General features: G+C 48.7%; 29 protein-coding genes. 1 reads left to right on the forward strand and 28 read right to left on the reverse strand.

What is annotated here, in order from left to right:
- Window positions 1-5 precede the first annotated feature (5 nt).
- From ftsX to VFK44_01205, 27 genes are all read right to left on the reverse strand, one after another.
- Window positions 6-908 (reverse strand): permease-like cell division protein FtsX, encoded by a 903-nt coding sequence (gene ftsX, locus VFK44_01075; protein ID HET7626953.1) that lies wholly within the window; start codon window positions 906-908, stop codon window positions 6-8.
- On the reverse strand, window positions 898-1,584 hold the full coding sequence (gene ftsE / locus VFK44_01080; GenBank protein HET7626954.1) for a cell division ATP-binding protein FtsE: 687 nt from the start codon (window positions 1,582-1,584) through the stop codon (window positions 898-900). The genes ftsX and ftsE overlap by 11 nt, the downstream gene beginning before the upstream one ends.
- A 225-nt stretch (window positions 1,585-1,809) precedes the next feature.
- Window positions 1,810-2,697 (reverse strand): YitT family protein, encoded by an 888-nt coding sequence (locus VFK44_01085; protein ID HET7626955.1) that lies wholly within the window; start codon window positions 2,695-2,697, stop codon window positions 1,810-1,812.
- 115 nt (window positions 2,698-2,812) lie between these two features.
- A protein-coding gene (prfB, locus tag VFK44_01090) for a peptide chain release factor 2 (GenBank protein ID HET7626956.1) occupies window positions 2,813-3,923 on the reverse strand; the annotation gives its coding sequence in 2 pieces (ribosomal slippage) (window positions 2,813-3,850 and window positions 3,852-3,923; 1,110 coding nt in all).
- Window positions 3,924-3,936: 13 nt separating this feature from the next.
- Window positions 3,937-6,447: a preprotein translocase subunit SecA gene (gene secA / locus VFK44_01095; protein ID HET7626957.1), complete on the reverse strand. Its 2,511-nt coding sequence runs from the start codon at window positions 6,445-6,447 to the stop codon at window positions 3,937-3,939.
- A gap of 207 nt (window positions 6,448-6,654) precedes the next feature.
- Complete coding sequence (gene raiA / locus VFK44_01100) at window positions 6,655-7,203, reverse strand: ribosome-associated translation inhibitor RaiA (GenBank protein HET7626958.1); 549 nt, start codon at window positions 7,201-7,203, stop codon at window positions 6,655-6,657.
- A 217-nt stretch (window positions 7,204-7,420) separates the two neighbouring features.
- Window positions 7,421-7,618 carry a cold shock domain-containing protein gene (locus tag VFK44_01105; GenBank protein HET7626959.1) on the reverse strand — a complete coding sequence of 66 codons (198 nt, stop codon included), beginning with the start codon at window positions 7,616-7,618 and terminating at the stop codon, window positions 7,421-7,423.
- Window positions 7,619-7,754: 136 nt separating this feature from the next.
- Window positions 7,755-8,105: a hypothetical protein gene (locus VFK44_01110; GenBank protein ID HET7626960.1), complete on the reverse strand. Its 351-nt coding sequence runs from the start codon at window positions 8,103-8,105 to the stop codon at window positions 7,755-7,757.
- Window positions 8,105-8,506: a flagellar export chaperone FliS gene (gene fliS / locus VFK44_01115; protein HET7626961.1), complete on the reverse strand. Its 402-nt coding sequence runs from the start codon at window positions 8,504-8,506 to the stop codon at window positions 8,105-8,107. The genes VFK44_01110 and fliS overlap by 1 nt, the downstream gene beginning before the upstream one ends.
- A gap of 24 nt (window positions 8,507-8,530) precedes the next feature.
- On the reverse strand, window positions 8,531-10,315 hold the full coding sequence (fliD, locus tag VFK44_01120) for a flagellar filament capping protein FliD (GenBank protein ID HET7626962.1): 1,785 nt from the start codon (window positions 10,313-10,315) through the stop codon (window positions 8,531-8,533).
- A gap of 66 nt (window positions 10,316-10,381) precedes the next feature.
- Complete coding sequence (locus tag VFK44_01125; protein ID HET7626963.1) at window positions 10,382-10,726, reverse strand: flagellar protein FlaG; 345 nt, start codon at window positions 10,724-10,726, stop codon at window positions 10,382-10,384.
- A 189-nt stretch (window positions 10,727-10,915) separates the two neighbouring features.
- A complete protein-coding gene (gene csrA, locus VFK44_01130; protein HET7626964.1) occupies window positions 10,916-11,161 on the reverse strand; it encodes a carbon storage regulator CsrA in 246 nt (81 codons plus the stop codon).
- On the reverse strand, window positions 11,155-11,610 hold the full coding sequence (gene fliW / locus VFK44_01135) for a flagellar assembly protein FliW (GenBank protein ID HET7626965.1): 456 nt from the start codon (window positions 11,608-11,610) through the stop codon (window positions 11,155-11,157). The genes csrA and fliW overlap by 7 nt, the downstream gene beginning before the upstream one ends.
- A 15-nt stretch (window positions 11,611-11,625) precedes the next feature.
- Window positions 11,626-12,204: a DUF6470 family protein gene (locus tag VFK44_01140; protein HET7626966.1), complete on the reverse strand. Its 579-nt coding sequence runs from the start codon at window positions 12,202-12,204 to the stop codon at window positions 11,626-11,628.
- Window positions 12,205-12,215: 11 nt separating this feature from the next.
- Entirely contained in the window at window positions 12,216-13,091 is an 876-nt protein-coding gene (gene flgL / locus VFK44_01145) for a flagellar hook-associated protein FlgL (GenBank protein ID HET7626967.1), read from the reverse strand.
- 11 nt (window positions 13,092-13,102) lie between these two features.
- Window positions 13,103-14,572, reverse strand: a complete 1,470-nt coding sequence (flgK, locus tag VFK44_01150; GenBank protein ID HET7626968.1) for a flagellar hook-associated protein FlgK — start codon at window positions 14,570-14,572, stop codon at window positions 13,103-13,105.
- Window positions 14,573-14,592: 20 nt separating this feature from the next.
- Window positions 14,593-15,090 (reverse strand): flagellar protein FlgN, encoded by a 498-nt coding sequence (locus VFK44_01155; GenBank protein HET7626969.1) that lies wholly within the window; start codon window positions 15,088-15,090, stop codon window positions 14,593-14,595.
- Window positions 15,091-15,115: 25 nt separating this feature from the next.
- Window positions 15,116-15,376, reverse strand: coding sequence for a flagellar biosynthesis anti-sigma factor FlgM (flgM, locus tag VFK44_01160; GenBank protein HET7626970.1), 261 nt, complete (start codon window positions 15,374-15,376; stop codon window positions 15,116-15,118).
- A 57-nt stretch (window positions 15,377-15,433) separates the two neighbouring features.
- Entirely contained in the window at window positions 15,434-15,853 is a 420-nt protein-coding gene (locus VFK44_01165; protein HET7626971.1) for a TIGR03826 family flagellar region protein, read from the reverse strand.
- Between the two features lie 75 nt (window positions 15,854-15,928).
- Complete coding sequence (locus tag VFK44_01170; GenBank protein HET7626972.1) at window positions 15,929-16,642, reverse strand: ComF family protein; 714 nt, start codon at window positions 16,640-16,642, stop codon at window positions 15,929-15,931.
- The gene (locus VFK44_01175) at window positions 16,639-18,105 is read right to left on the reverse strand and encodes a DEAD/DEAH box helicase (GenBank protein ID HET7626973.1); all 1,467 of its coding nucleotides are present in this window, start codon (window positions 18,103-18,105) and stop codon (window positions 16,639-16,641) included. The genes VFK44_01170 and VFK44_01175 overlap by 4 nt, the downstream gene beginning before the upstream one ends.
- 55 nt (window positions 18,106-18,160) lie before the next feature.
- A complete protein-coding gene (locus tag VFK44_01180; protein HET7626974.1) occupies window positions 18,161-18,436 on the reverse strand; it encodes a phosphocarrier protein HPr in 276 nt (91 codons plus the stop codon).
- 47 nt (window positions 18,437-18,483) lie between these two features.
- Window positions 18,484-19,215: a GntR family transcriptional regulator gene (locus VFK44_01185; protein ID HET7626975.1), complete on the reverse strand. Its 732-nt coding sequence runs from the start codon at window positions 19,213-19,215 to the stop codon at window positions 18,484-18,486.
- A gap of 17 nt (window positions 19,216-19,232) precedes the next feature.
- Complete coding sequence (nagB, locus tag VFK44_01190; protein ID HET7626976.1) at window positions 19,233-19,958, reverse strand: glucosamine-6-phosphate deaminase; 726 nt, start codon at window positions 19,956-19,958, stop codon at window positions 19,233-19,235.
- Window positions 19,955-21,124 (reverse strand): N-acetylglucosamine-6-phosphate deacetylase, encoded by a 1,170-nt coding sequence (nagA, locus tag VFK44_01195; protein HET7626977.1) that lies wholly within the window; start codon window positions 21,122-21,124, stop codon window positions 19,955-19,957. The genes nagB and nagA overlap by 4 nt, the downstream gene beginning before the upstream one ends.
- Window positions 21,125-21,412: 288 nt before the next feature.
- Window positions 21,413-22,117, reverse strand: a complete 705-nt coding sequence (locus VFK44_01200) for a response regulator transcription factor (GenBank protein ID HET7626978.1) — start codon at window positions 22,115-22,117, stop codon at window positions 21,413-21,415.
- Entirely contained in the window at window positions 22,114-23,238 is a 1,125-nt protein-coding gene (locus VFK44_01205) for a sensor histidine kinase (protein ID HET7626979.1), read from the reverse strand. Before VFK44_01205 ends, VFK44_01200 begins: the two co-directional genes overlap by 4 nt.
- 235 nt (window positions 23,239-23,473) lie before the next feature.
- Between VFK44_01205 and VFK44_01210 the strand changes: the two genes are divergently transcribed.
- Complete coding sequence (locus tag VFK44_01210) at window positions 23,474-24,103, forward strand: YigZ family protein (protein HET7626980.1); 630 nt, start codon at window positions 23,474-23,476, stop codon at window positions 24,101-24,103.
- A 39-nt stretch (window positions 24,104-24,142) separates the two neighbouring features.
- On the opposite strand, the gene VFK44_01215 is transcribed toward VFK44_01210, so the two are convergent.
- On the reverse strand, window positions 24,143-24,597 hold a 455-nt coding region (locus VFK44_01215; protein ID HET7626981.1), incomplete at its 5' end, for an LCP family protein.

Here is a 24,597-nt window from a genome sequence, read left to right on the forward strand (position 1 = left end):
AACCTTTATATTCTAAGAAATTTCCGGACTGAAGTAATGCTTCCCCATACACCGATCACCGCGCCGATCATCACGAGCCCTGTCGAAAGCAAATAAATTTGCGGATTGACCGGTATTAATTCAATGAAGGTCGTCGCGTAATGCGTGTAAAAAAAGTGGTAAAAAGACTGGTACGCAGACAACAACAACGTAACCGGCAGAACGGAGCCGAGAATGCCGAGTGACAAGCCTTCAACGAAAAACGGCCAACGAATGAAGCCGTTTGTCGCTCCGACAAGTTTCATGATCTCGATTTCTCTGCGCCTTGAAACGATCGTCAATTTAATCGTATTGCCGATCAAAAACACTGTCGTGAACAATAAGCCGACAATCAAAACAAGCCCGATGTTTCTCGAAATCGAAGTAACTTCGAGCAAACGTCGAACGGTATCTTTCGCAGCCCTGACGTCGGACAAGTTTTCGAATGTCTTTACTTTTTCTGCGATTTTGATCGTGTCTTCCGGGCGCTTCGGCTTAATCACGAAGGAGTCCGGCAAAGGATTTTCGTTCTTGAGCGATTCAAGGACAGGCGACGGTTCGCCTTCGGTACTCATGCTTTCTATAAGTTGCTGCAACCCTTCCTCTTTTGAAACAAAGTCCACGCTTCCCACGAGAGGTAAGGAAGAGATCTTTTCCCGCAATTGATCCACTTGCTGTTGCGTCGCCGTTCGACTAATGTAAGCCTTCACTTCCACATCGTCTTTGATCTTGTCCGTAATGTGATTCAAATTCAGCATCAGCGCCATGAAGAAACCGACCAAAAGCAACGCCACTGTAACCGAGCTGATCGAAGCGAAGGTCATCCAACCGTTACGTCCGAGATTCTTCAAGCCTTCTTTTCCGTGACGCCCCAACGTTCTAAGCTTCATACCCATATCTCCCCGACATTTCGTCACGTACAATCATGCCGCCGTCGATGGCAACGACGCGCCGCTTGATCGTATCAACGATTTCCTTGTTGTGAGTGGCCATAACGACAGTCGTGCCGTTCGTGTTGATTTCATCGAACACGTTCATGATGTCCCAAGCCGTATCCGGATCGAGGTTCCCCGTCGGTTCGTCGGCGATGATCACCGACGGCCCATTAGCCAATGATCGAGCCAACGATACCCGTTGCTGCTCTCCTCCGGACAATTCGTCCGGCAGAAAACGCGCTTTATGTTTCAATTTAACGAGATCGAGAACTTCCATTACCCGTTTTCTAATGTTGCGGCGAGACTCTTCGATAACTTCAAGTGCAAACGCAACATTTTCATAGACGGTCAGCTTCGGCAACAACTTAAAGTCTTGGAAGACAACGCCGACTCTCCGCCGTAAGATTGGAATCTCCCGTTCTTTTAAATTGGTTAAATTCATTCCATTTACCACAATTTTTCCTTTTGTGGCTTTTTCTTCTCTATACATTAATTTAATAAACGTGGATTTGCCGGCACCGCTCGGGCCGACAACATAGACGAATTCCCCTTTTTCGATCGTTATGTCGACGCCGTTCAATGCCATGACGCCGTTGGGATACGTTTTCCACACATCCCGCATTTCTATCAAACCAATCACTTCCCAGTCGAGATAAACGAACAAAATTCGCCATTTCCCGATCATATTTTCAACTAAAATCTATTATACACGCATCCTCGCAGTCGTTGGGGAAAAATTATGTTACAATTTCTTTTCAATCGTATGATAAATTGACATAATTCGAGGATTTTTTGTAATATAGGGGAATTTGTGGATGAAAAACTAAGATCCCTAGTAAGGGACCTCGCGCGCCGTTTAACTTTTGTTAAACCCTTCTCCCAACACTTCATTCGCATTCGTGACGATGACGAATGCTTTCGGATCCGTTCGCTTCACTAAACGTTTCAAACGGGTCACTTCATTTTGCGACACGACGCACATCAATACCGGACGCTCGTCGTCGGTATAGCCGCCGGTGCCCGAAAAGCGCGTAACGCCGCGGTCGATTTCGGTGAAGATCAACTGTCTCAATTGCTCGGGTCGGTTGGAAACGATCATCGCCATTTTTGCCGAACCGAATCCGATTTGAACGACGTCAATCATTTTTCCAGTCAAGTACATGCCGATCAAGGCGTAGAGTGCCTGTTCGATCCCGAACACGAAGGCAGAAGTGACAACGATCGAGCCGTCAATCATTGCGACGCATAAACCGAGCGGAGCGCCGATATATTTATGAATGATTTGCGCAGCCAAATCGGTCCCTCCCGTAGAAGCTTTCCCGCGAAACACGAGGCCGAGGCCGAGACCGACACCGATTCCGCCGAACAACGAGCCGAGCAAAGGGTCGTTCGTGGCAGGTGCCAGCCCGGACGAAAGAAAGACGACAAACGGAAGAAAGATCGTGCCAAGCAAAGTTTTCAGCGTATATTGTAAATAGCCGAGCTGATCTCCGAGAAACAAGATTCCCGCCGCAAACAACGGAAGATTAAACGCCCACTGCACGAACGACGGCTCCCAGCCGAACACCCAGCTTAAGATCGTACTGATCCCGCTGACTCCCCCGGAGGCGACTTTATTCGGGAGCAGAAACAAATTGAAAGCGAGCCCGACGAAAGTCGATCCAATCAGGACGAACAAATAGTCGAAAACAAGTTCCGTTCGAGGGGAAATCCCTTGCCGTTTCATTTGTTTGATCGTCACCATCCGAGCCACTCCCCCGTTGAAATTCTCGCAAACCTCCAAGATTATAACATAGGGGCTTCCGATAAAAAAAATAAAACCCCCGTGACCGTTTGCCGGCCGCGGAGGTTGCGGTTGCTTATGAAAGGTCTTGCAATTGCCAACGCAAATAAGCGTCGATGAACATGTCCAGGCTTCCGTCCATGACGGCTTGCACATTACCCGTCTCAACGTTCGTCCGGTGGTCTTTCACCATGTTGTACGGATGAAACACGTACGAACGGATTTGACTGCCCCAGCCGATTTCCTTTTGCTCGCCGCGAATTTCTTCCATTTCTGCCTTCTGCTCTTCGATTCGACGTTGATACAACTTCGCTTTCAACATTTTCATCGCTTGCGCGCGATTTTTGATCTGCGATCGTTCCGATTGGCACGTAACGACAATGTTTGTCGGCACATGCGTAATCCTAACTGCGGAGTCGCTCGTATTGACATGTTGGCCGCCCGCTCCGCTTGAACGATACGTGTCGATCCGCAAATCTTCCGTTCGAATGTCGACTTCCACGTCGTCATCCATTTCCGGCATCACTTCGCAAGAAACGAAGGACGTATGGCGCCGGCCGGAAGAATCGAACGGCGAAATCCTAACGAGCCGGTGAACGCCTTTCTCGGACTTCAAGTTTCCGTACGCATTATGGCCTTTTACCAATATCGTCACGCTTTTGACGCCGGCTTCGTCCCCGGGCAAATAATCGAGCGTCTCCGTCTTATATCCGCGCTCTTCCGCCCAGCGCGTGTACATGCGAAGCAGCATTTGCGCCCAATCTTGCGACTCCGTTCCGCCCGCTCCCGGGTGCAATTCGAGAATGGCGTTGTTTTTATCATACGGCTCACTCAACAACAAATCGAGTTCGAACTTGTTCAGTTTCTCGGTCAATCCGGCGATGCCGTCCTCCAATTCCTTGCGCAGTTCGGCGTCCCCTTCTTCTTTCACCAATTCATAAGAAACTTCAAGGTTCTCGTAACTTTCTTCCATTTCCTCGAGTTTGCCGACTTGGTCCTTGAGCCCGTTCGTCTCGTCGATGACTTGTTGCGCTTCTGTTTGATTGTCCCAAAAGCCCGGATCGGTCATTTTCAACTCAAGCTTCTCGATCTTGTCCTTTTTGTTGTCGAGGTCAAAGAGACCCCCTAAAGTCGTCTAACCGTTTCTCGATCGCCGCCATTTCCGCCTTCATTTCTGAAAGTTCCATAGACCCACACTCCTTATTTTCCGTGACAATGTTTGTATTTTTTCCCGCTTCCGCACGGACACGGATCGTTTCGGCCGATCTTCTCGCCTTTCACTGTCGGCTTCCGCTTCGTTTGGCCTTCTTCGCCGTTGCCGTGATAGGCGGTTTCGTTTTCAGCCACCTTTTGCCTCTCCAGATTTTCTTCAATTTGCGCCTTCATCACGTAAGTGGCCACTTGTTCTTCAATCGACGCTACCATCGCCTCGAACATTTGAAACCCTTCAAATTGATATTCGCGCAACGGATCGTTTTGACCGTACGCCCGCAAATGAATGCCCTGGCGCAATTGATCCATCGCATCGATATGATCCATCCATTTGCTGTCGACCGCGTGCAACACGATAACTTTTTCAAACTCGCGCATTTGTTCCGGAGTCATTTCCCGCTCGCGCCGATCATAATTTTTCTTGACGGTGTCGAACATCAACTCGATGATTTCTTCCGGATCTTTTCCTTTAATGTCTTTCTCCGTCACTTCTCCTTCGAAGAGGAAGGTCGCGTTCGCATAATCAATGATCGCCTGCAAATCCCATTCTTCGGGAACTTGATCCTCCGGGGTGTGCGCCTTCACAATCCGTTCGATGGTCGAATAAATCATATCTTCAACGATGCCGCGAAGATTGTCCGACATGATAACTTCTTCTCTTTGCTTATAAATGATTTCGCGCTGTTGGCGCATCACGTCGTCATATTGCAACACTTGTTTACGTGCGTCAAAGTTATTGCCTTCCACGCGTTTTTGCGCTGATTCCACCGATCGCGACACCATCTTGCTCTCAATCGGTTGGGAATCGTCCATTCCGAGCCGCTCCATCATGTTCTGCATCCGCTCGGAACCGAAACGGCGCATCAATTCGTCTTCGAGCGACAAATAAAAACGGGACGAACCCGGATCCCCTTGACGGCCGGAACGGCCGCGCAACTGGTTGTCGATCCGCCGGCTTTCGTGGCGTTCCGTACCGATAATGTGAAGGCCGCCGAGTTCCTTCACGCCTTCGCCGAGTTTAATGTCGGTTCCGCGTCCGGCCATGTTAGTGGCGATCGTTACCGCACCTTTTTGACCGGCATTGGCGACAATTTCCGCCTCGCGGGCATGATTTTTCGCATTCAGCACGTTGTGCGGAATGCCGCGTTTTTTCAATAGTTTCGATATAAGCTCAGACGTCTCGACCGCAACCGTACCCACGAGTACCGGTTGTCCGGTGTTGTGCCGTTCGACAATTTCATCGACGACAGCTTGAAATTTTCCGTCCATCGACTTGTAAATCAAATCCGGATGATCTTGGCGAACGACCGGACGGTTCGTCGGAATGACGACGACGTTCATGTTGTAGATGTTTTGAAATTCTTCTTCTTCCGTTTTGGCGGTACCGGTCATGCCGGCCAGTTTCTCATACATGCGAAAATAGTTTTGGAAAGTGATCGTCGCCAGCGTCTTGCTTTCCCGCTGAATTTCGAGATTTTCTTTCGCCTCTATTGCCTGATGCAGCCCTTCGCTGTAGCGGCGACCTTTCATGAGCCTTCCGGTGAACGAATCGACGATGACGATTTCGCCGTCTTGAACGACATAATCGGTATCTCTGTGCATCACGACATGCGCCTTCAATGCTTGGTGAATATGGTGGTTAAGAGTCACATGCGCATAGTCGAACAAATTATCAATGTTGAAAAATTTCTCCGCCTTCGTCATGCCGGACTCGCTCAATTGAACCGCCTTCGTCTTGACGTCTAAAATGTAGTCGTCTTCGTCAAGCATGGAAACGAATTGGTCCGCCTGCATATAAAGTTTCGTCGATTTCTCCGCCGAACCGGAGATGATCAATGGCGTTCTCGCTTCGTCAATCAAAATTGAGTCGACTTCGTCAACGATCGCAAAATGGAGCGATCGTTGCACGCGTTCTTCCGGATACAACACCATATTGTCACGCAGGTAATCAAATCCGTATTCGTTGTTCGTTCCATAGGTGATGTCGGCTGCATAAGCTTCTCGTTTCTCTTCTTTCGAAAGGCCGCTTACGTTCAGGCCGACGCTCATTCCGAGGAAATTGTACAATTTTCCCATTTCCTCCGATTGGGTTTCAGCCAAATATTCGTTTACGGTAACGAGGTGAACGCCTCTGCCGGTCAAAGCATTCAAGTAAATCGGCAAAGTCGCCACGAGCGTCTTTCCTTCACCGGTTTTCATTTCGGCGATGTTCCCATCGTTCAGAACCATTCCCCCGAGAAGCTGCACGCGGAACGGTGTCATACCCAGTACGCGCGTCGACGCTTCACGAACAACGGCGAACGCCTCAACGAGAAGGTCGTCCAAAGATTCCCCGTCTTCAAATCGCTTCTTGAACTCGTCGGTCTTCGCTCGCAAAGCCTCGTCGCTAAGTTGCTCCATTTCTGGTGCCAACGCTTCAATTTCATCCGCTAAGTTTTCGAAACGAGCCAATCTGCGCTGGCTCGGGTCTCCTACGATTTTTTTCAGCAATCCCATCATCGGTCATGCACCTCTTTATGAGAATTTCGATATTGGTTCAATCGTTGAAAAAAGTGATAAGATACACCTTTTCATTTTATCAAGAGATGACCGAGGTTACAAGGAATGGCCGAGAGCCTGCGGCTTTACAAAGGTTTCTCGCATAAAATGAGGCACAGTTGATGGATCAACTGTGCCTCTGAAAAGCCGGCTTTCGAGCTCGCTCTTTTATTCAGGTTCAATCAGCCCGTAGCGGCCGTCCTTCCTTTTATAAACGACGTTCGTGAATCCGCTTTCAGCATTGGAGAATACAAAGAAGGAGTGTCCGAGCATATCCATCTGCAAGATCGCTTCTTCCACGTCCATTGGTTTCAAAGTGAATCTTTTCGTTCTCACTACTTCAATTTCGTCTTCATCATAGTCATAAGCGGAAGACCCGTTCGTAATGCCGTTGCGAAACAAGGATTTCGTCCCGGACTGACGAAACTTCCGGTTTACTTTCGTTTTATGTTTCCTTATTTGCCGTTCGAGCTTTTCAACCACGAGATCGATCGCCGCGTACATGTCCGAATGAACTTCTTCTGCGCGAAGCAATAATCCCGACATCGGTATCGTGATTTCGATGATCTGCTCGTTGTTATGGACCTCCATGTTAACATGGACTTCTGAACTAGGTGGAGTATCAAAATATCTTTCTAATTTTCGAACCTTTTTCTCGGTATAATCCCTTAAAGATGGCGTCACCTCAAGGTTTTCACCGCGGATGTTAAAATTCATCATTGAACTCCTCCTTTACGGTTGTACGTATACTATTCTTCATTCCCGTTAAAAATCCTTCATGAAACCCTAAAATTCTTTTAGGGTTCTCTAAAATAGTATATCGACGAATCGGCGTCTTTTATGCCTGTTTGCCTAGTTTTGGAAACAGAAAAACCCCTGTTCCGGAAAGAACAGGGGGTTGTTGCTTTTATCCAATTCCTCAAGGGAATGTGAATTAAAGCTTAACTACGTTTGCGGCTTGAGGACCGCGTTGTCCGTCAACGATGTCAAACTCAACAGATTGACCTTCGTCAAGAGTTTTGAACCCTTCGGACTCGATTGCCGAATAGTGTACGAATACATCGTCTCCATCTTCGCGTTCGATGAATCCGTAACCTTTTTCAGCGTTGAACCATTTTACTTTTCCTTGCATGTTTCGTTCACATTCCCTTCGTGAAAATCTAAATATTTGTGGAATCCCACACCAATAATATACCTGCAAAGAATTACAATGTCAAACACCATTGTCAGAAAGTATTGAAAGAAAACACTTCAACGTGGATCCGCCGTTATTTACGTTGATCCAAAAACATTCCGTCGGCGCCGCCGCCCTCATACGGCCGCGAATACCGCCGGCTTGTCGCTTTTTTCCGCCGAACCTGAACGAGTTCATCGCGAATGTCCTGAAACATTTTCCCAAGCTGGTCTTGAATGGCTCGGTCATACGCGAGCAACTCGTCTTTCCATTCGAACAAGCGGGAATCGGGATTTTCGGAACAACGGTCAATTTCTTTTTGGCGCTCGTCAAGTAGTTCGTCGATGCCGCTGATGAACGCTTCGCGGTTTTCTTTCGGCATTCCTTTTTTTAAATGCTCATACAGTTTTTTTGTCGTCACGAACAATTTATCGTTCGCGTCCATTATACCTGTCCGTTCTGCTTGAATTGTTGTTTGCGATGAGCCACGAGAACTTCTTTCCAAGCATCACGGAATTCCGTTACGTATTGTTCCGCTTCGTTCAAACTGTCAGCGTCGCTTTTTACATTGGCTTCAACGAGGCAGCGATGGATGTAATCGTACATTTGCATCATTCCGCCGGCAATCTGGACCTCTTGATCAAGCGTTAACATCAGTTCCCGGATAATGTTTTGCGCCTTCACCAATTGAACGTTCTTTTGCTCATAGTCTTGTTCGGCTAACGCCGCTTTCGCGAGTCGAATGAATTTTAAGCACCCGTCATAAAGCATCAATGTCAACTGTCCCGGCGATGCCGTCGTTATCGCTTGATCTTCGTACGTTTTATAAGAGCGATTTACACTCATCTCAGTCGTTCATCACCTTTCTTTTTACGAAAATTGGTTCATCAAAAAAGCCGATTGCTGATTGGCTCGTTGAATAGCTTTTTCCATCGCTGTAAACTCCCGGTAATAACGATCTTCGACATCGTTTAAATGATCGAGGAAACGATCGATTTTTCCGTCCAAATCGTTGATTTTTCGCCCGAGAAAATATTGACTGTAGGTCATCGCCGCATTCCCTGCCTTCTGTTCGACGCGGTCAATCGTCTCCTCGACGGTCTTTTCGATTCTCGTCGCAAGTCCGCTTGTATCGAATGATCCGGTATCGACCGTGAACAATTCCTTTACGGCGTTCGGATCATCAGCAATGGCGGCTTTCAGTTTGTTCTCATCGATGATTAATTTTCCGTGATCTTTATAATTGGTCGATGTCGTAATGCCGATTTCGGAAAGTTGATCATACGCAGAATTGGCCGCTCCGGAAACCGGACTGTACAAATCAAGCCGCATTTCGCTTAAGCCGGAAGTCAATATCGAATCGTTTCTGAGCATGCCGCTTTTCGCTTTTTCCTCCCAGTTCTCGATGTCATCGTCGCTCATTTCTTTCTTTTGTTCATCGGTCAACGGCTGGAAATCGCGATATCTTTCTTCGGACAGCTCACTGTTAATTTTCTCGATTGTCTCGTTATATTTGTCAACGAAGGATTTGATCGATTCAAAAATCGTTTCGGTATCGGTAGACGTATTTACAGTCACAGTCTCCCCGGCAGCGATGTTTGACTTCAATTGGAACGTTACGCCGCTGATCGTAAATTCGTTGGAGTGGCGTTTCGTCGTCAAACCGTTCAAAGTGAACGTCGCATCGGTTCCCCCTTGCTCATTGGCTGAATTTAAAGCCAGCGTCGTCGTTAAAAAGGATCCGTTGAATAAAATTTCTTTTCCCGCCGTGTTGTAATTTCCCGTCTCGGAGCGAGAAACCGCGACTTTTCCCGTCGCCGAATCATAAAACATGTTGACGCCGGCGTCGGATTGATTGACCGCGTTCATAATGTCGTTCAATGATTTCGAGCCGTCAAAGGTATACGATTGCGTCACCGCTTGTCCAGCATCGTCGTAAGTCGTTAAAGAAAACGCGACTTCATTGTATTGATAATCGGCAGAAATCGTACTTCCCGCGGTGATTGTCGTTCCGAAAGTCATGTTTCCAGTTTCCTGATCGATGAGCACTTTATTCGTACTGGTGTCTGCATCATAACTCGCCTGATCTGTATAAACCGTATACGCAGTCGTCGTTCCGCTTGAATCGGTGACGGAAATCGTTGCCGACCCGGCGGTAACGGCACCGTGATCGAGAGAAAAGCTCGTTCCGTCTGCGGAAACAGCAATCTGTTCACCGGTCACCGATTGCTGCGTAAACGTCAAGCCGTTAGTGAAATGTCCTTGCATCGACCACAAACTTTTGCTCGGGTCAAAGGAGGCATCCCCAATCGAGGAAGTACTGCTATTGTTCGCGGCGGTCGCCATCGTGGCATTGGTCATGGTGTATGACGTATTCCCTGCCGAAGCATCCGCAGTCACCGCCAACTTCGATTCATCCGAAGATACCGCATTTTTCACGTTGAAGGTGGCTTCGAGTCCGAGCTGAAAAGCGGACGTCTTCAAATCCAGCAATAAAGTGTTCATGGCACGATAATCACTGCGCTGCCACTCGAGCAGTTGCTGTCTCTGCTTCATGCGATTCAGCGGAAAACGCTCAGCTTTCATTAACTTATCGACGATCTTGTCCACATCAATCCCGCTCACAAGACCGCTGATTCTCAATAAATTGTCCATCGTTTGTAAGTCCTCCCATCCTTCGCGACATGTGAACATGCCGTCAAATTTACCTTTCAAGTAACCTTATCGTCGCTCATTAACAAAAATGCCGAAACGTTCAACCATAGAAGCGTACATGTCAAGCACTTTCTTGGGCGGTATTTCCCGAATCACTTCCGAAGTGCGGTTATTGATCATCTGAATGAAATACATACCTGTTTTCCGATGGTAAACGTATTGAATGTGGGATCGTGCCGGTTTCACTGCCTCCCGGCTGCTTCGCGATTCGAACGCATTTCCAGGTTTTAATTTCGAAGCTTTCGCCTCGCCTTGTGATTCTCGGAGTTTCTGATTGTTTTCGTTTGAACGTGAAGCGTTCATTAGAAAAATGAGCGGTTGATTTCCCGTCGACACTCCTGCCACGTCCATGTCCCGACCTCCTTAACACTTAACGTCGCACATACGAAATGGAGTATAAATGGTGAGTCGTTGTTGCACGACTTGTCTGTCATTTATATCGGCGGAATTCAAATTTTGTTTAGTGAACGGTAAACCGTTTTTAATAATTTGTGTACAGAACGGTCGTGGAGCCAAAAATAAAAAACGATCGAGATTTCCTCAACCGTTCGGCCTTTTGTCTGTTTTCAACTGCTTTCCTAATTGTTCAAGCAGTTTAGAAGGGGTTCCGGCAGCTTCGCTGTTTTCGCGCTGAATGGCCGCAAACACCTCTTTCCGGTGAATGTCTACTTCCCTCGGAGCTTCAATACCGAGTTTCACTTGATCGCCGTTAATTTCGATTACCTTTAATACGATTTCGCCGCCAATCAAAATTTCCTCGTTTGTCTTTCTTGTTAAGATCAGCATCGCTCGGCCTCCGTTCCGTTCGGTGCAGGAGTAACTAAGAAATGTTTCGTTTCGTAAGCAGAAGCGTCGAGAACGAGCTGTCTTCCTTTTCTCGCGCCGTAATGAATGACGAGCGGAGCTTTTAAATTCGCCGTCGTCTTTTCAAATGGATCACCGAGTGTTAACACGACATAAACAGAAACATCATTCCCCGTTTTTATTTCCAATTGTTCAGCAACCGAATCTGGTAAGTCAAAATGATAATGGTTAAAAAATATGAATGGATCGGCGATGACAAACGCAAGAGAAGGAGTATTTGCTGATTGCAAAATAAAAAAAGGCGTATTTTCAGAAAAAGGGGATACGACAAATTGCTTTTCATGCAAAAATCCCGGAAGTCCGTAAGGGAATTCGATGATGTCGCAATCATCGACGTTGATTTCCCCTTGGTATTTTGTTGCAATTTTCATGGTTGAATCACTCCGCTAAATGTGATGATCGATTCTCGAACCGGACACATCGATCGTTAAAGACGGCCAAACCCTCATATATACATTTACGTCCCCTCTGACAAACGAGAATTCCGGCGGATGCGGTTTCGCCTGAATCTCCGCGCCGAATGTTTGCCAGTGAATGTTCAGTTCAGCAGGGGAATAATGAAATTTCACGCTGAAAGGAGACTTCGGCATCCAGCCGATATTAATGCGAGCCGGCGGCGGAGCGCTGTTTTCTGCGGCGATGGCGGCAATCGGGTTCCCTCCGTTCTCGATCTTCATTAAACGGTCACCCTCGGCCGCCCTTCGCGCAATGCCTTCCAAAACCGCTTGATGGCCGCGTTTCGCATACTCGCGCCCCCAGGCAAAAACGGATTTTAAATTCGCTTCGGCAAAAGCTTGCGATTGATCAATGTCGAGCTTTCCCGATCGATGTTCAATGCGCATTTCCGCCTTCGGTTGGCGAATACGCAAATCCGCAGGCGATTGACGAATGTTCAACTTGGCAACTCGCGTTTGGAGGCCGATTCGACCGAAAGTGGACTGCATTTGCAACTGCAAGGTGTTCATTCTTTCACCCGCTATCTAAGAAAGTCGAGCAAAGTCGGCTGCATGATTCTGGCGCCGGCAGAAAGAGCGGCCCGGTGAACGCTCTCTTGCATCTTCAAATTCATAATGACTTTTTCAATATCGGCATCTTCATTGTTCGACATGATTTTCGTGGCAATTGTATGTTGCGAACCGAGCCTTTGCGTAATCATTGATACGCGATCACCGCGTGCGCCGAGTTCCGATCTAGCGGTAATGACGTTATCCAAATGCTGCTGTATTTTCGGAAGGTAACTCGCAATCACTTGTTCCGATGCTCCGGTTTGCAGATCGTTCTGCAGGTTTTCTAAATCTTGGAACAAAGACAAGTCGAATACGCTCGTCGGGTCGATGTTAACGCGAATGGTTATCCCGTCGTTCACCGCGATTTCAACGGCATTCGTATTCGTCGAAACCGTATTCGAGGCTAAGTCGACCGGCTTAGACGACGTCTCGGTCCCGTTAAAAATATATTTGCCTGCTACTTGTGTGTTCGCTACGGTTGCCATTTGTTTCTTCAACTGTTCGATTTCTTTTCCAATGTCAAACCTTTGATTCGCTTCGTACGTGCCGTTGCTTGCCTGAACAATCAATTCGTTGACTCTTTGCAAAATCGCATTCGCCGAACTGAGCGCATCTTCCGTCGAATCCATCCATTTATGAACGGTCGACAAATTCCGACGGTACTGTTCGATATGATTTAAATTACCGCGATATTCAATGCCCATCATGGCAACGACCGGATCCTGAGACGGCTTTGAAATTTTCTTTCCAGTCGTCAACTGATCTTGATACCTCGCAAACCGTTCGTAACTTTCGCTCAAGTTCCGTAAAAATCCCGAGGTCAACATCCCTTGCGTTACACGCATTGATCAATCACCTACCTTCCGACTATACCCATTTGATTAATGATGCGGTCCAACGTTTGATCGACGACGGTAACCATCCGTCCGGCCGCATTATAAGCATGCTGAAACTTAATGATGTTGACCATTTCCTCATCGATCGAAACGCCGCTTACCGACTGCCGCCTTTTCTCTGCAGCCATTCTTAACGTTAAGGAATTATCCGCCAACCGTTTCGCTTCTTGCGCTTCCACGCCCATGCCCCCGATTACGCCTTCATAATAACTGTACAAATCGGTCGTTTTGTTATCGATCGTCAACGGTTCGGTAAGCACTTCCGACAATTTCAACGCATTTCCGTTATCCCCGTTGTCGCCGTTCGATGAAGCCGCGATATGACCAAGATCGTTCAATACATCGGAACTTAACGAAATCGCCTCAGCGGCCCCTTGGACCGTGCCGCCCAAGTCATTGAAAAAAAGGTATCCGGAGTTGCCGTCGAGACCGAATCCGCTTTGATGCACCTGGTTGAACTTGTCAACGAAACCAGCCGCCATCTCATCGAGCGAATGGATCATGTCGGGGTAAGTGGAGTTATTCGAATCCGCCAACCCTTGCAATTTCCCCGCTACCGATCCTGCAATAGTCGTTCCGTTCAACGAAAATTGAACCGTTCCGTCAACGGGATCAAAATTGGCCGACAAGCGTTTGAAACGCATATTTTCCCCATCGACAAGCGTATACGATTGTCCGGTGTTCGTAACGATTTCAATCGTATATCGGCCTTCGGCAATGTCGAGTGCATTCCCGCCGCTCTCCGATTCCGAGACTTTAACATTGACGAGTTCGGATAGCTGGTCGACGAGCAAATCACGTTTATCGTACAAATCGTTGGCCAACTTGCCGTGCGGTTCCACTTGGCTGATTTGCTCGTTGAGGCTGTTGATCTGCCTGGCGAGCGTATTGACTTCTTTAACCGTGACTTGCAATTGATTTTGAATGTCTGCTCTTACGTTTTGCAACGAGTTCGTTAAATAATGGAACGTGTCAGCAACGGCAATGCCCCGTTGCTTGACGACGGCGCGGGTCCCTTCATTTTCCGGGTCGCTCGCCAAATCTTGAAGCGAATTCCAAAACCGGTTGAGTACTTCCGCCAAACCGTCATCCGACGGCTCTTTCATGATGTCCTCCATTTTCGACAGGGCTTCGCTGCGCGCCTGCCAATAACCGGTTTTCGTATTCTCCCCGCGGAATTGAAGATCAAGAAAATCTTGCCTCATCCGCTGAACCGTGCCGGCTTCTACGCCCGTCCCGATTTGTCCGGGGGAAACCGAACTGTTCATTCCGGGTGTTGCATACGGTGATGTCACCGTTAAATTGACGCGTTGTCGAGAATAACCCGGCGTATTAGCATTGGCGATATTATGTGATGTCGTTTGCAAAGCCGCCTGTTGCGCCATCAAGGCCCGTCTTGCGGTTTCCAAACTATGAAAAGTCGAGCGCATGTTCTGAAATCCTCCCGTTTCTAAGCTTTCGAATCAAATACGGAACGCTGGTTTTGCCGTTGATTAGGTCCGGTCTGCCGCGACTTGCCGTAACCGACGGGTTCATTCCCCGGCTGCAACAAGTCCGCAGTCACATTGACAAATTGAAGTGACTGCTCGATCAATTGTTGATTGAGGCGATTTTGCGCCTTCAGCTCATTAACCGAACGAGTCAAATCCGCAAAAACGGCTGTTAACTTTTCTTTGGCTTCCCCAGCAAATAAACTCAAAAACGATGTCGACGTCGCCGTTTCCATCGTTTGTCCGTTTTCCTCGAGCCACTCGTGCATTTGCTTAACGCGAAGCGTTTCAAGTTCCTTGATCTTCTCAATGTACGGTTCTTCTTTTTTCAATTGCGCCTCAAGCGCTTCCACGTCCGCTTCTTTCAAAATCTCCGTTTTCTCGCGCGCCATTTCCGTCATCTTGGCATGAACATCGACGAGAGATACCATCGTTCGAACAATCGCTTCGACTGTCAATTCCGTTCCTCCCCGTACGCAATCATCACTTTTTCATCCAAAATTCATAAAACTTTTTCGCGGTTTCCTGTGCGTCCACACGGTATTGGCCGCTTTCAATCTCATTTTTAATTCTTTCTACCTTTTGTTCGCGTTCAATCGCAACGGGCGGCTTTTGCTGCAGTTGCTTCGCTTGCGTCGAAATTTCAAGATGATCTTTGCGCTGTGCCCCTTGCTTTGGCACATTTCCGTCTGCCGCATGCTTGTAAGGATGATAGTTTGAATGATTCACGCCATCAATTTTCATCATTTCCACCTCACATTTAAACTCTATAAGTTTTATCGTCATAGAAGCGTGAAATGTTTAGCCGTTGTCTTTTCGATCCGAAAAATAAGTTTGCATCCGGTCGTCCGTATGCTTTCGTACTTGAAAAGCCTCTTCTTTCGCGAGGTTTTCCACGTCTTTTTGCAACGATTGCCGGCAGGAAGAACAAAATCTGCCTTCGCGAATCGGTTCTGCACAAGATTCGCACGGATACCACAAATTTGGAAACTCCGCCACTCGCAGCCTTCCTTCTTTTACAAAACGGAAGATGTTCTCCTTGTCCACCCCGGTGGCGGAACTGACTTCTTCCATGGTCGCCTGCCGATTTTCTTTTTGCCGAATAAACCGGTAGACGATTTCGAACAATTCTTCTTGCTTTTGATAGCATTCCGTACAAATATCCCTCATGTTGGCAACGAACAGCCTTCCACAGTCGGGACAATTCATTAATTGACTCACGCTGAATTAGCCTCCCCCGTTTCTTTCCCCCATTATATCGGTTTTTTTCGGCAAATGTTAATGAATCCTTCTTCGTCACCCGCGCGCGACTGTCATTGAGCATACCGATTTCGCACCCGCGGCGAGCAAACAGTTCGCCGCTCTTCTTACGGTGGTTCCAGTCGTGTATACATCGTCGACGATCACCGCCCGTTTCCCTTCAATTTGCTCACGCTCCCCAGCATACGCAAATACTGCCTCCGTTAAATCGAGACGCTCTTCTCTCGTTTTCTTGCTCTGCTTTTCTTCGTGTACGATCCTTTTTAATCCATGAACGCATTCAGCCGGCAATAACTCGGCCAAAATGACCGACTGGTTAAATCCCCTCGCCATCAAACGCTCACGGCTTAAAGGCACCGGAACCGCCACACAACCGGAAAACTCCTTTCGGTACAAATCGCGCCACTCGGGTTCCCATCCTTTCGCCATCTCGGCATCTCCTCGATATTTGAAGCGTGCCATTGAGGCTTGCAAAAATTCGTTATACCGGAACAACGAACGGTTTTTCACCAACACTTGCGACCATCCCCCTTCTTCCCAACGCACGCAGTCGAAACATGTATTTTCTTTTACGTAACCGGCATCCAAATCATTCAGGGTACGGCCGCATAAATTACATATCGGTTCCGAAACGGCACTTAATCGATTTCGGCATGCAAAACAAAGTGGATGCTCCCGTTCGATCCCGAACACTTCATGCCAGCTGACAGGTTCCTCACGGCGACCGGCACACCAGGTACACGTCTTCATAAACGTTCACCCTTTTCCGCGTTCATTCCGTTAATGTGACGCCGCGCCCTCACCATTTCCCGGGATTTCTTTTCGTAAAAAAACACGACTTCGCCTCCCGGTGATCGCGAGCTTCGACCGACTCTCCCGGCAATTTGCACAAGCGCTTGTTCGGTGAAAACGTCTTCGTCAGCTCCGAGAACCGCGACCTCCGCTCCGGCGACAGTGACCCCGCGCTCGAGAATCGTCGTCGTAACAATAACCGACAATGCTCCGTCGCGAAACTTTTGCACTTTATCCCTTCTTTCGGGGTCTTCGGAATGAACGCCATCTGCAGAAATGCCCCGTTGAACAAGACATTGCGCCACCCGTTTCATAACCTCCACCTCGGAAACAAACAAAAAGGCTTGTATGTTTCTTTGCCCGCGCGTTTCCAGCCACCGGATGACCGTTGCAGGCAATTTTCCCTTTTGCAGCTGCTTTTTCCAATGGCCGCAGCCAACGAAGACCGGCACTGGCAATGGGTGACCGTGATATCTGCGCGGAATGCGAACGCCCGGCAATTCACCCGACTTAAATCGCTTTTTCAGATCGTTCGTCGGCGTTGCCGTTAAGTATACGACGGTAGCATCCGGCTGCTTCGCTTGGGCGACCGCGTGCTGAAGAGAAGCATCATGATGAAACGGAAAAGCATCAACCTCATCAATGATGACCAAATCGAATGTCTGATGGAAGCGCAGCAACTGGTGCGTGGTGGACAGGACGAGTTGTCCGTTTTTGTCGTTGTCTGAACTGCCTCCGTATAGAGCGATGATCTCGGAGAACGGAAATGCTTTGCGGAATCGCGGCTCAAGTTCCAAAATAACGTCTGTTCGCGGAGATGCGAGACATACATGCAACCCACGGTTGAGCGAACGAAAGACGGCTTCAAAAAGCAACTCGGTTTTCCCGGCGCCGCAAACCGCCCAAATAAGCATCTCCGGCAGGCGGCCGACAGAAGAGGAAATTTGCTCGGAAGCATGGGATTGCAACGGAGTCAGTCGGCCGTCCCAAGCGAGCGGATTATCAAGCTGAGAACGCATCGACGCCGGGCCGCTCCAAGTAAGAAGGGGTGTGCAAGTACTCACTCTGCCCATCATGATGCAATTGCGGCAATAGGTGCATGTACGTCCGCATCGAGCACACAAAAATGAGCCCAGCCGGTCTGAATTGCCGCAGCGCGAACAAATCAAACGTCCGTCTGCATCGCGCAAGCCAGGTTCAAATGAAACATAACCGTTTGCATAGTGAGAGTGAATGGATTCAATGGAAAAAGAAAGTTCTTGAGGAAGAAGACGCTTGCCGAACAGCGATTTCTGTAATTCGGCGGAATAGTCGAATGCAGGATTAAGCGAAACTTTCGGAAGATCAGCCAAGCGGCAAAGAAAAGAGGGGGCTGAGGAAAAAGAGACGCCGCTGCCGGCGTTTGGGGTGCGAGGTTCCATGAGACACCTCCTTTTGAATAGGAGAAGACGGGTGGAGACCCGCCTTCCGGCGGGATTAGGCTTGTGGTTCGCCGATCTGTTCGTCTGTGATTACTTTGGACAATCCGTCAATGGCCGACTCCGCATCGTTGCCTTCGGCAGAAATCGTCACGACAGAACCTTTGGATATGCCGAGCGACATAACGCCCATGATTGACTTCAAATCCACCGTCTTTCCGTTATACTCCAGTTCGATTTCCGACTGGTATTTTCCTGCCTGGTTCACGACCGCCGTGGCCGGTCGTGCGTGCAATCCTGTTTCATGCGTAATTTTAAAAGTCTTTTTCGCCAATGTGAACACTCTCCTTTTCTTTTACGTTCAGTTTATCACAATCTTCATTATTGCTGAATACGATTTAAATCAATGGCATATTGATAGCGGTCCGCCCGGTAAATCGACTTTACGCTTTCGAACGGCGTTCCGTCTCCCAAAAAAGCTTTTCTGCGAATCAACAGTACGGGAGCACGTTCCGGTATCCCGAGATACTCGCTCTCTAATTGATTCGCCGCTGATGCCTCAATCACCTGCTTGCCATAGCCGATGCCTGCCTCATGCCGATCGCTGATCATTTTATAAATAGAATCCGCGGCTTTCTCCCTCGTTAACCCGGGGGCAAGCGCTTCAGGTATGAATGTGGTCTCGACGGCCATCGGGATCCCGTCGGCCATGCGGATGCGAACAATCTCGTAAACAAGTTCATCCGCCGAAAGATTCAACTCCTTTGCCGCATGACCCGGTGCCTTAGCGGCCTGGAACCGAACGACGCGGCTCGTCGGCAGCATTCCGCGTGCCTTCATTTCCTCCGTGAAGCTCGTCAACCCCTGTAACGGTTGCTCGATTTTTCCAGAGGCGACATAAGTTCCTTTTCCCTTTCTCCGGGTCAGCAAACCTTCGCTGACAAGACTGTTGATCGCCTGACGCACCGTCATCCGGCTGATCCCGTGTTTGTCCGCCAAGACGCGTTCCGATGGAATCAAATCCCCCGGACGCAGCTCTTCCCCTTCAATGCGGCGGCGTAGTTCTTCCGCCAGTTGATAATAAATCGGCAACGGAGAATGTTTGTCCACCATCTGCATTCTGCTCCTTTTCACAACAACCGGCAAGCGTCACGGTCGGCAATGATTGTGGCGTCCGGATGGCTTTTCAATACGGATGCCGGAAACGATTCGTCGATTCCGCCGTTGAACAAACGGGCAATCGCCGGCGCTTTTTGCTCACCGGAAGCAAGCAACAAGATCGTTTTGCTGCGGAAAATCGAGCGGATGCCCATCGTGATCGCTTGATGGGGCACATCGTCGAGCCGCGGGAAAAAGCGTGCATTCGCCTTCCTGGTCGAATCCGTTAGGCGGACAACGTGCGTCTCCGAAGCAAACGAAGTTCCCGGTTCGTTAAAACCGATATGGCCGTTGCGGCCGATGCCGAGCAATTGCAGGTCGGCACCGCCGGTCTTTGCGATGAGCGAATCATATCTTCGACATTCTACGTCCAAATCTTCGGCGCAACCGTTCGGAATGTGAACGTTTTCTGAGCAAAGATCGAGATGACGGAACAAATGAACGTCCATGAATTGATAAAAACTGTGACGGTTTTCGCGCGGCAGACCGACATATTCGTCGAGGTTGAGCGTCGTCGCGTGCCGATAAGAAGTACCGTTCTTTTTGTGATCGCGAACAAGTTCCGCATACGTGCCTTGCGGCGTGCATCCCGTGGCCAACCCTAAATGCAGTTCCGGTTGTTCTTTTACAAGGCCGATAATGATTTCCGCGGCTGCTTTGCTCATCTCCTTCTCATCTTGCACAGGGAGGCATTTCATGCGTTCCACCCCTCCCGTCGATACGCCACTCTTCCTTTGCATAGAGTCATGACAATCTCAAAATGCTCGTCGAGGATAACAAGGTCTGCATCCTTTCCCGCAGCAAGGCTTCCTTTCCGGTCATAAACGCCGAGCTGTTTCGCGGGATTGGCCGATGCCATTTGGATGACATCCCCGACCGTACACCCTGCATATTTTACCATGTTTCGCACGCCGTCAATCATTCTCAACACGCTTCCGGCCAGCGACCCTCCCTCGAGTCTCGCTTCGCCGTTTTCAACGGACACCATCCGTCCGCCAAGCTCGAATCGGCCGTCACCCATGCCTTTGGCACGGATCGAATCCGTTATGAGCACAACGCCTTCCGGACCTTTCTGACGAAAGGTAAGCCGAACCATTTCCGGACAAACGTGTATCCCGTCAACGATCAACTCCGCCTTTAGTTCATCGAACAAAAGCGCGGCACCGACAACCCCCGGCTCACGATGATGCAGCCCAGTCATTCCGTTGTACAAATGGGTAATGTGATTCGCACCCGCTTTAACGGCTTCGGCGGTCTTGGCGTACGTCGCGCCGGAATGCCCGATGGAGACGACAATACCTTCGCTCGTAAGCTTCGACAGCAACCGAAACTTCTCGTCAAGCTCCGGCGCCATCGTCACCAACCGAATGGAGCCTTCAGCCGCCTTTTGCCAAGTACGAAACTGGTCAACGTTCGGTTTCGCGAGATATTCCCGGGGCTGCGCACCTGCTTTTTCAGGAGCAAGAAACGGCCCTTCCAGATGGACGCCGAGCATCTCGGCCTGGCCCGAGCGAGATTCTTGCCTCCATGAAGCAGCATTTCTTAACGCTTTTTCAATCGCTTCTGTCTTTTGCGTCATCGTCGTTGCCAAAAAACCGGTCGTCCCCTCGGCAGGAAGACATTCAGCCATCGTCGTTAACGCATCCGGGCTTGCGTCCATAACATCCGCCCCTCCTGCCCCGTGAATATGGACGTCAATAAATCCGGGGATCGCGAAACAATTTTCTGGGAGCGGCAAAACCTCATCATCGTCCGGGAAATTCATACATTCCCCGACTTCAGCAATCGACTCGCCGTCTACGCGGATGAACCCGTGCTCGAAAATCCCGTTCTCCCCGTAAATCTTAATGTTTTTAAATAACAAGTGGCTTTCCCCCCGCTTACCGGAACTATTGATCTTTTTATCCAATTTATCATTGATTGATCTAGTTGTCTATACCAGTTGGGTTAAAAGTATCGCTCGCTGACTTCGCTGCTGCATGTTCCGCATTCTGCCTGCCGCCGCAAATCTCTTGATTAAGCCCATAAAAAGAAAGCGGCCCGATTCATAAGACCGCTTCCCCGTATCCATCGTCTTGATTTCACAAATAAAAACCGAAAGCTAACCAAGGAAATCGTACGAGTGCCTCCCCGTCGAAATTCGCTGAAATCGTCACATCACCCGCACCCATCCGTTTTTGATCGCCTCGACAACCGCCTGAGTCCGATCTTCGACATTGATTTTTTGTAAAATGTTGCTCACATGATTTTTGACCGTCTTTTCGCTGATGTACAAGGCTTCCCCAATGGCGCGGTTGCTTTTTCCGTCGGCCAGCAGTTGCAGCACTTCGCACTCCCTGCGCGTTAAAATGTGCAACGGTTTGCGGTATTCGATGTTCCCGTAGCCGGAGTCGTTATTGTCACCACCGTTCGCCAACCGGCGAAACTCGTTGATTAAATTATGGGTTACTTTCGGATGAATGTAAGCGCCTCCCTCAGAGACGACGCGAACTGCTTCGACGAGCGAATCGGAATCCATCTCCTTCAGCAAGTATCCCGAAGCGCCGGATTTCAAGGCGTGCGTGACGTAGCTTTCATCATCATGTATGGATAAAATAATGACCTTTGTGTCGGGGGAAGCTTCCATGAGTCTACGTGTAGCTTCGACACCGTTAATCCCCGGCATGTTGATGTCCATCAATACGACATCCGGTTCGTGAACCTTGACGATCGCCTCCACCTCTTTGCCGTCGTCCCCTTCGTCCACCACTTTGAAATCATCAACCATTTCGAGAATCCGCTTTACGCCTTCCCGAAACAGCCGATGATCGTCAATCAAAACGATTCTGGTCGATTTCACCTTATTGAATTTTGTCATGTGGCATCCCCCTGATTATGAACTGGAATCTGGAAAACGATGACGGTGCCGATTCCCGACTCCGACAAAACCGAAAATTCTCCTTCCAACAGCTCTACTCTTTCTCTCATGCCTACGAATCCGAATGTCCCTTTCTTCTCATCCCTCGGGGAAAACCCTTTCCCGTCGTCTTTAATGACCATCAAGATCATGTTTTGGTCAAATTGTATTTTCACGTGAATCGCGTTCGCTTCCGCATGTTTACACGCATTTTGTACGGCTTCCTGGATGAGCCGAAACAAGGCCGCTTCCATTTTCGGCGACAGCCGGAACAATGATCCTTTCTTCTCTAACGTGATCGGAATGTTTTCTTGTTCTTCCATGCGCCGTAAATATTTATCAAGCGTCGGAATCAACCCGAGATCGTCCAAAGTCATCGGACGCAAATCGTAAATAATTCTGCGGACATCCGTCAACGCCTGTCTGATCATTTCTCTTAAATGTTCAAATTCTTCATTGGCCGCTTCGCTGCCTTTGTTTTTTTGGATATGCTCCACAAGTTCGGACGTAAGCAAAACACGGGCGAGCGTTTGAGCGGGGCCGTCGTGAATTTCACGCGACAATCTTCGCCTCTCTTCCTCCTGAGCTTCGATGATTTTCAGCCCGAGCGCTTGTTTGTTTTGCGCGTCTTCCACCATTTCGCCAATCTGCCGCAAATCCCCGTTTAAATAATTCAACACGACCGACACTTGTCCGATTATCGCCTCTGCACGCTCGATCTTTTCTTGCAACGAAACCGCCTTTTGTTCGAGATGGTCCCGTTTTTCTTTTAACTTCAGTTCTGCTTTCCGCGCTTTCGTTAATTTCTCCTGCACTTCCTGAACCTGCTCTTGCAGGTTGCGGAACTCGGCCAGTGTATGCCGCCTATAATGCTTTGTGATCGCCGCAAAGCGCAATTTCGATTCACCGGCTTCTGTTGCGAGTGATTCACACTCTTTTATCTTATCGGCAGCCTCATAGCGGACGATTTCGAGATCTTTCAACACTTTGTCACATTCTTCTCTCGACGTTTCCCCCACTTCGTATATTTGTTTTTTGCTGCCAACAACGGTTTCCACCATGTTCGCCAAAATAGAATCCAATATTCATTCACATCCAATTTTGCGTTCTTTTGACGATCAAGATAGGCCTCCACAGTAAATGTAACGAAAATAAGGCATTTTTGCCAGAATCCGTGAGCCTATTTTCAAAAATAAGCATATAGTCCTTCGCAGATGGTTTTGAAGAAAGTACTCCCTAAGTTATAATTCGGCAAGAGAACTTATTTTTTGACAGTTATCGTGAAAAATTCACATTTTTCAAAAAGGACGGGTTGGCATGTTATCCTTTTATTATACAGTAAACGGCTTCGCCAGACATTGTCTAATCATACAAAAGTCACAATTTATTGCCTCCGTGAACCGTGTCGAAACCGAAAGCGAAGCGCTCGACTTTATTGAAAAAACAAAACGGGAATTCCGCGACGCCAACCATAACTGCTCTGCTTACCTTATCGGCAAACGAGGCGAAATTCAAAAGGCGAACGACGACGGAGAGCCAAGCGGAACCGCGGGCGTACCGATGCTGGAAGGATTAAAAAAATTAGAGGTGAGAAACACGGTCGTCGTCACCTCCCGATACTTCGGAGGAATCAAACTCGGGGCCGGCGGATTAATTCGCGCCTATAGCAGCGCTGCGACCGCTGCAATCAAAAAAGCCGGCATCGTGAAATTCATTTTGACGCGCAGTATCCAATTGGAGATGGATTATACTTGGCTCGGCAAGCTCGAAAACGAATTGCGAAGCAAGTACTCAATCACCCGCATCCAATACGAAGAACGAGTAAAGATGGAAGTCCTCGTTCCACGCTCAAACGTCGAATCGTTCGTTGAATGGGTCAATGAAAAAACAAACGGTCAATCAACCATCACCTACGGGGAATGGCTCTATGAAGCGGATAGTCAATAAAAAAGCAAGAAAAAATCCTTCGTCTTCTTGCCGGCTTTCCTATTCTTCTGTCGAAACTTCACTGCTCTCAAAGTCTTCCGACTCGGCGGGCAGCCCTAACGATTTTCTCAATTGATCGCGAACTTGTTCCAAACTGTCCGGATCGGGAATGAAATAATACGGCCCGGTTTCCGCAGGAATGCGTTTGTCCTCGCCTTCAATTTCGAGCGTATGGATCTTGTCAAGTTTCGCATACCCTTTTTCCAGCGTATAAATTTGTTTCGGGGTTAAACTCGTCTCAACATGTTCGCCAAGAATGTCCCCGATGTCGTCAACCTTAAAAAGCGTCCCCGCCGAGATCGCCTGCGTCAACGCCGCCTTCAGAAACTGGCGTTGCCTCTCCATCCGAGTATACGTCACGTTGATCGGTCTTTTCCTCATCCGAACAAAAGCTAACGCTTCTTCGCCGTTCAATAAGGCGGGGCCTTTTTCGAAGTAAATTTTCCTGCCGTTAT

The sequence above is a fragment of the Bacillales bacterium genome, assembly GCA_035700025.1.
Taxonomy (GTDB): Bacteria; Bacillota; Bacilli; order Bacillales; family DASSOY01; genus DASSOY01.

Coding starts and splice junctions, on each gene's coding strand:
- ftsX (HET7626953.1), bottom strand. CDS start 908: ATGAAGCTTAGAACGTTGGGGCGTCACGGAAAAGAAGGCTTGAAGAAT.
- VFK44_01085 (HET7626955.1), bottom strand. CDS start 2,697: ATGGTGACGATCAAACAAATGAAACGGCAAGGGATTTCCCCTCGAACG.
- secA (HET7626957.1), bottom strand. CDS start 6,447: ATGATGGGATTGCTGAAAAAAATCGTAGGAGACCCGAGCCAGCGCAGA.
- raiA (HET7626958.1), bottom strand. CDS start 7,203: ATGAATTTTAACATCCGCGGTGAAAACCTTGAGGTGACGCCATCTTTA.
- VFK44_01105 (HET7626959.1), bottom strand. CDS start 7,618: ATGCAAGGAAAAGTAAAATGGTTCAACGCTGAAAAAGGTTACGGATTC.
- VFK44_01110 (HET7626960.1), bottom strand. CDS start 8,105: ATGGACGCGAACGATAAATTGTTCGTGACGACAAAAAAACTGTATGAG.
- fliS (HET7626961.1), bottom strand. CDS start 8,506: ATGAGTGTAAATCGCTCTTATAAAACGTACGAAGATCAAGCGATAACG.
- fliD (HET7626962.1), bottom strand. CDS start 10,315: ATGGACAATTTATTGAGAATCAGCGGTCTTGTGAGCGGGATTGATGTG.
- VFK44_01125 (HET7626963.1), bottom strand. CDS start 10,726: ATGGACGTGGCAGGAGTGTCGACGGGAAATCAACCGCTCATTTTTCTA.
- csrA (HET7626964.1), bottom strand. CDS start 11,161: ATGCTGATCTTAACAAGAAAGACAAACGAGGAAATTTTGATTGGCGGC.
- fliW (HET7626965.1), bottom strand. CDS start 11,610: ATGAAAATTGCAACAAAATACCAAGGGGAAATCAACGTCGATGATTGC.
- VFK44_01140 (HET7626966.1), bottom strand. CDS start 12,204: ATGAACACCTTGCAGTTGCAAATGCAGTCCACTTTCGGTCGAATCGGC.
- flgL (HET7626967.1), bottom strand. CDS start 13,091: ATGCGTGTAACGCAAGGGATGTTGACCTCGGGATTTTTACGGAACTTG.
- flgK (HET7626968.1), bottom strand. CDS start 14,572: ATGCGCTCGACTTTTCATAGTTTGGAAACCGCAAGACGGGCCTTGATG.
- flgM (HET7626970.1), bottom strand. CDS start 15,376: ATGAAAATTGATGGCGTGAATCATTCAAACTATCATCCTTACAAGCAT.
- VFK44_01170 (HET7626972.1), bottom strand. CDS start 16,642: ATGAAGACGTGTACCTGGTGTGCCGGTCGCCGTGAGGAACCTGTCAGC.
- VFK44_01175 (HET7626973.1), bottom strand. CDS start 18,105: ATGGAACCTCGCACCCCAAACGCCGGCAGCGGCGTCTCTTTTTCCTCA.
- VFK44_01185 (HET7626975.1), bottom strand. CDS start 19,215: ATGGTGGACAAACATTCTCCGTTGCCGATTTATTATCAACTGGCGGAA.
- nagB (HET7626976.1), bottom strand. CDS start 19,958: ATGAAATGCCTCCCTGTGCAAGATGAGAAGGAGATGAGCAAAGCAGCC.
- VFK44_01200 (HET7626978.1), bottom strand. CDS start 22,117: ATGACAAAATTCAATAAGGTGAAATCGACCAGAATCGTTTTGATTGAC.
- VFK44_01210 (HET7626980.1), top strand. CDS start 23,474: ATGTTATCCTTTTATTATACAGTAAACGGCTTCGCCAGACATTGTCTA.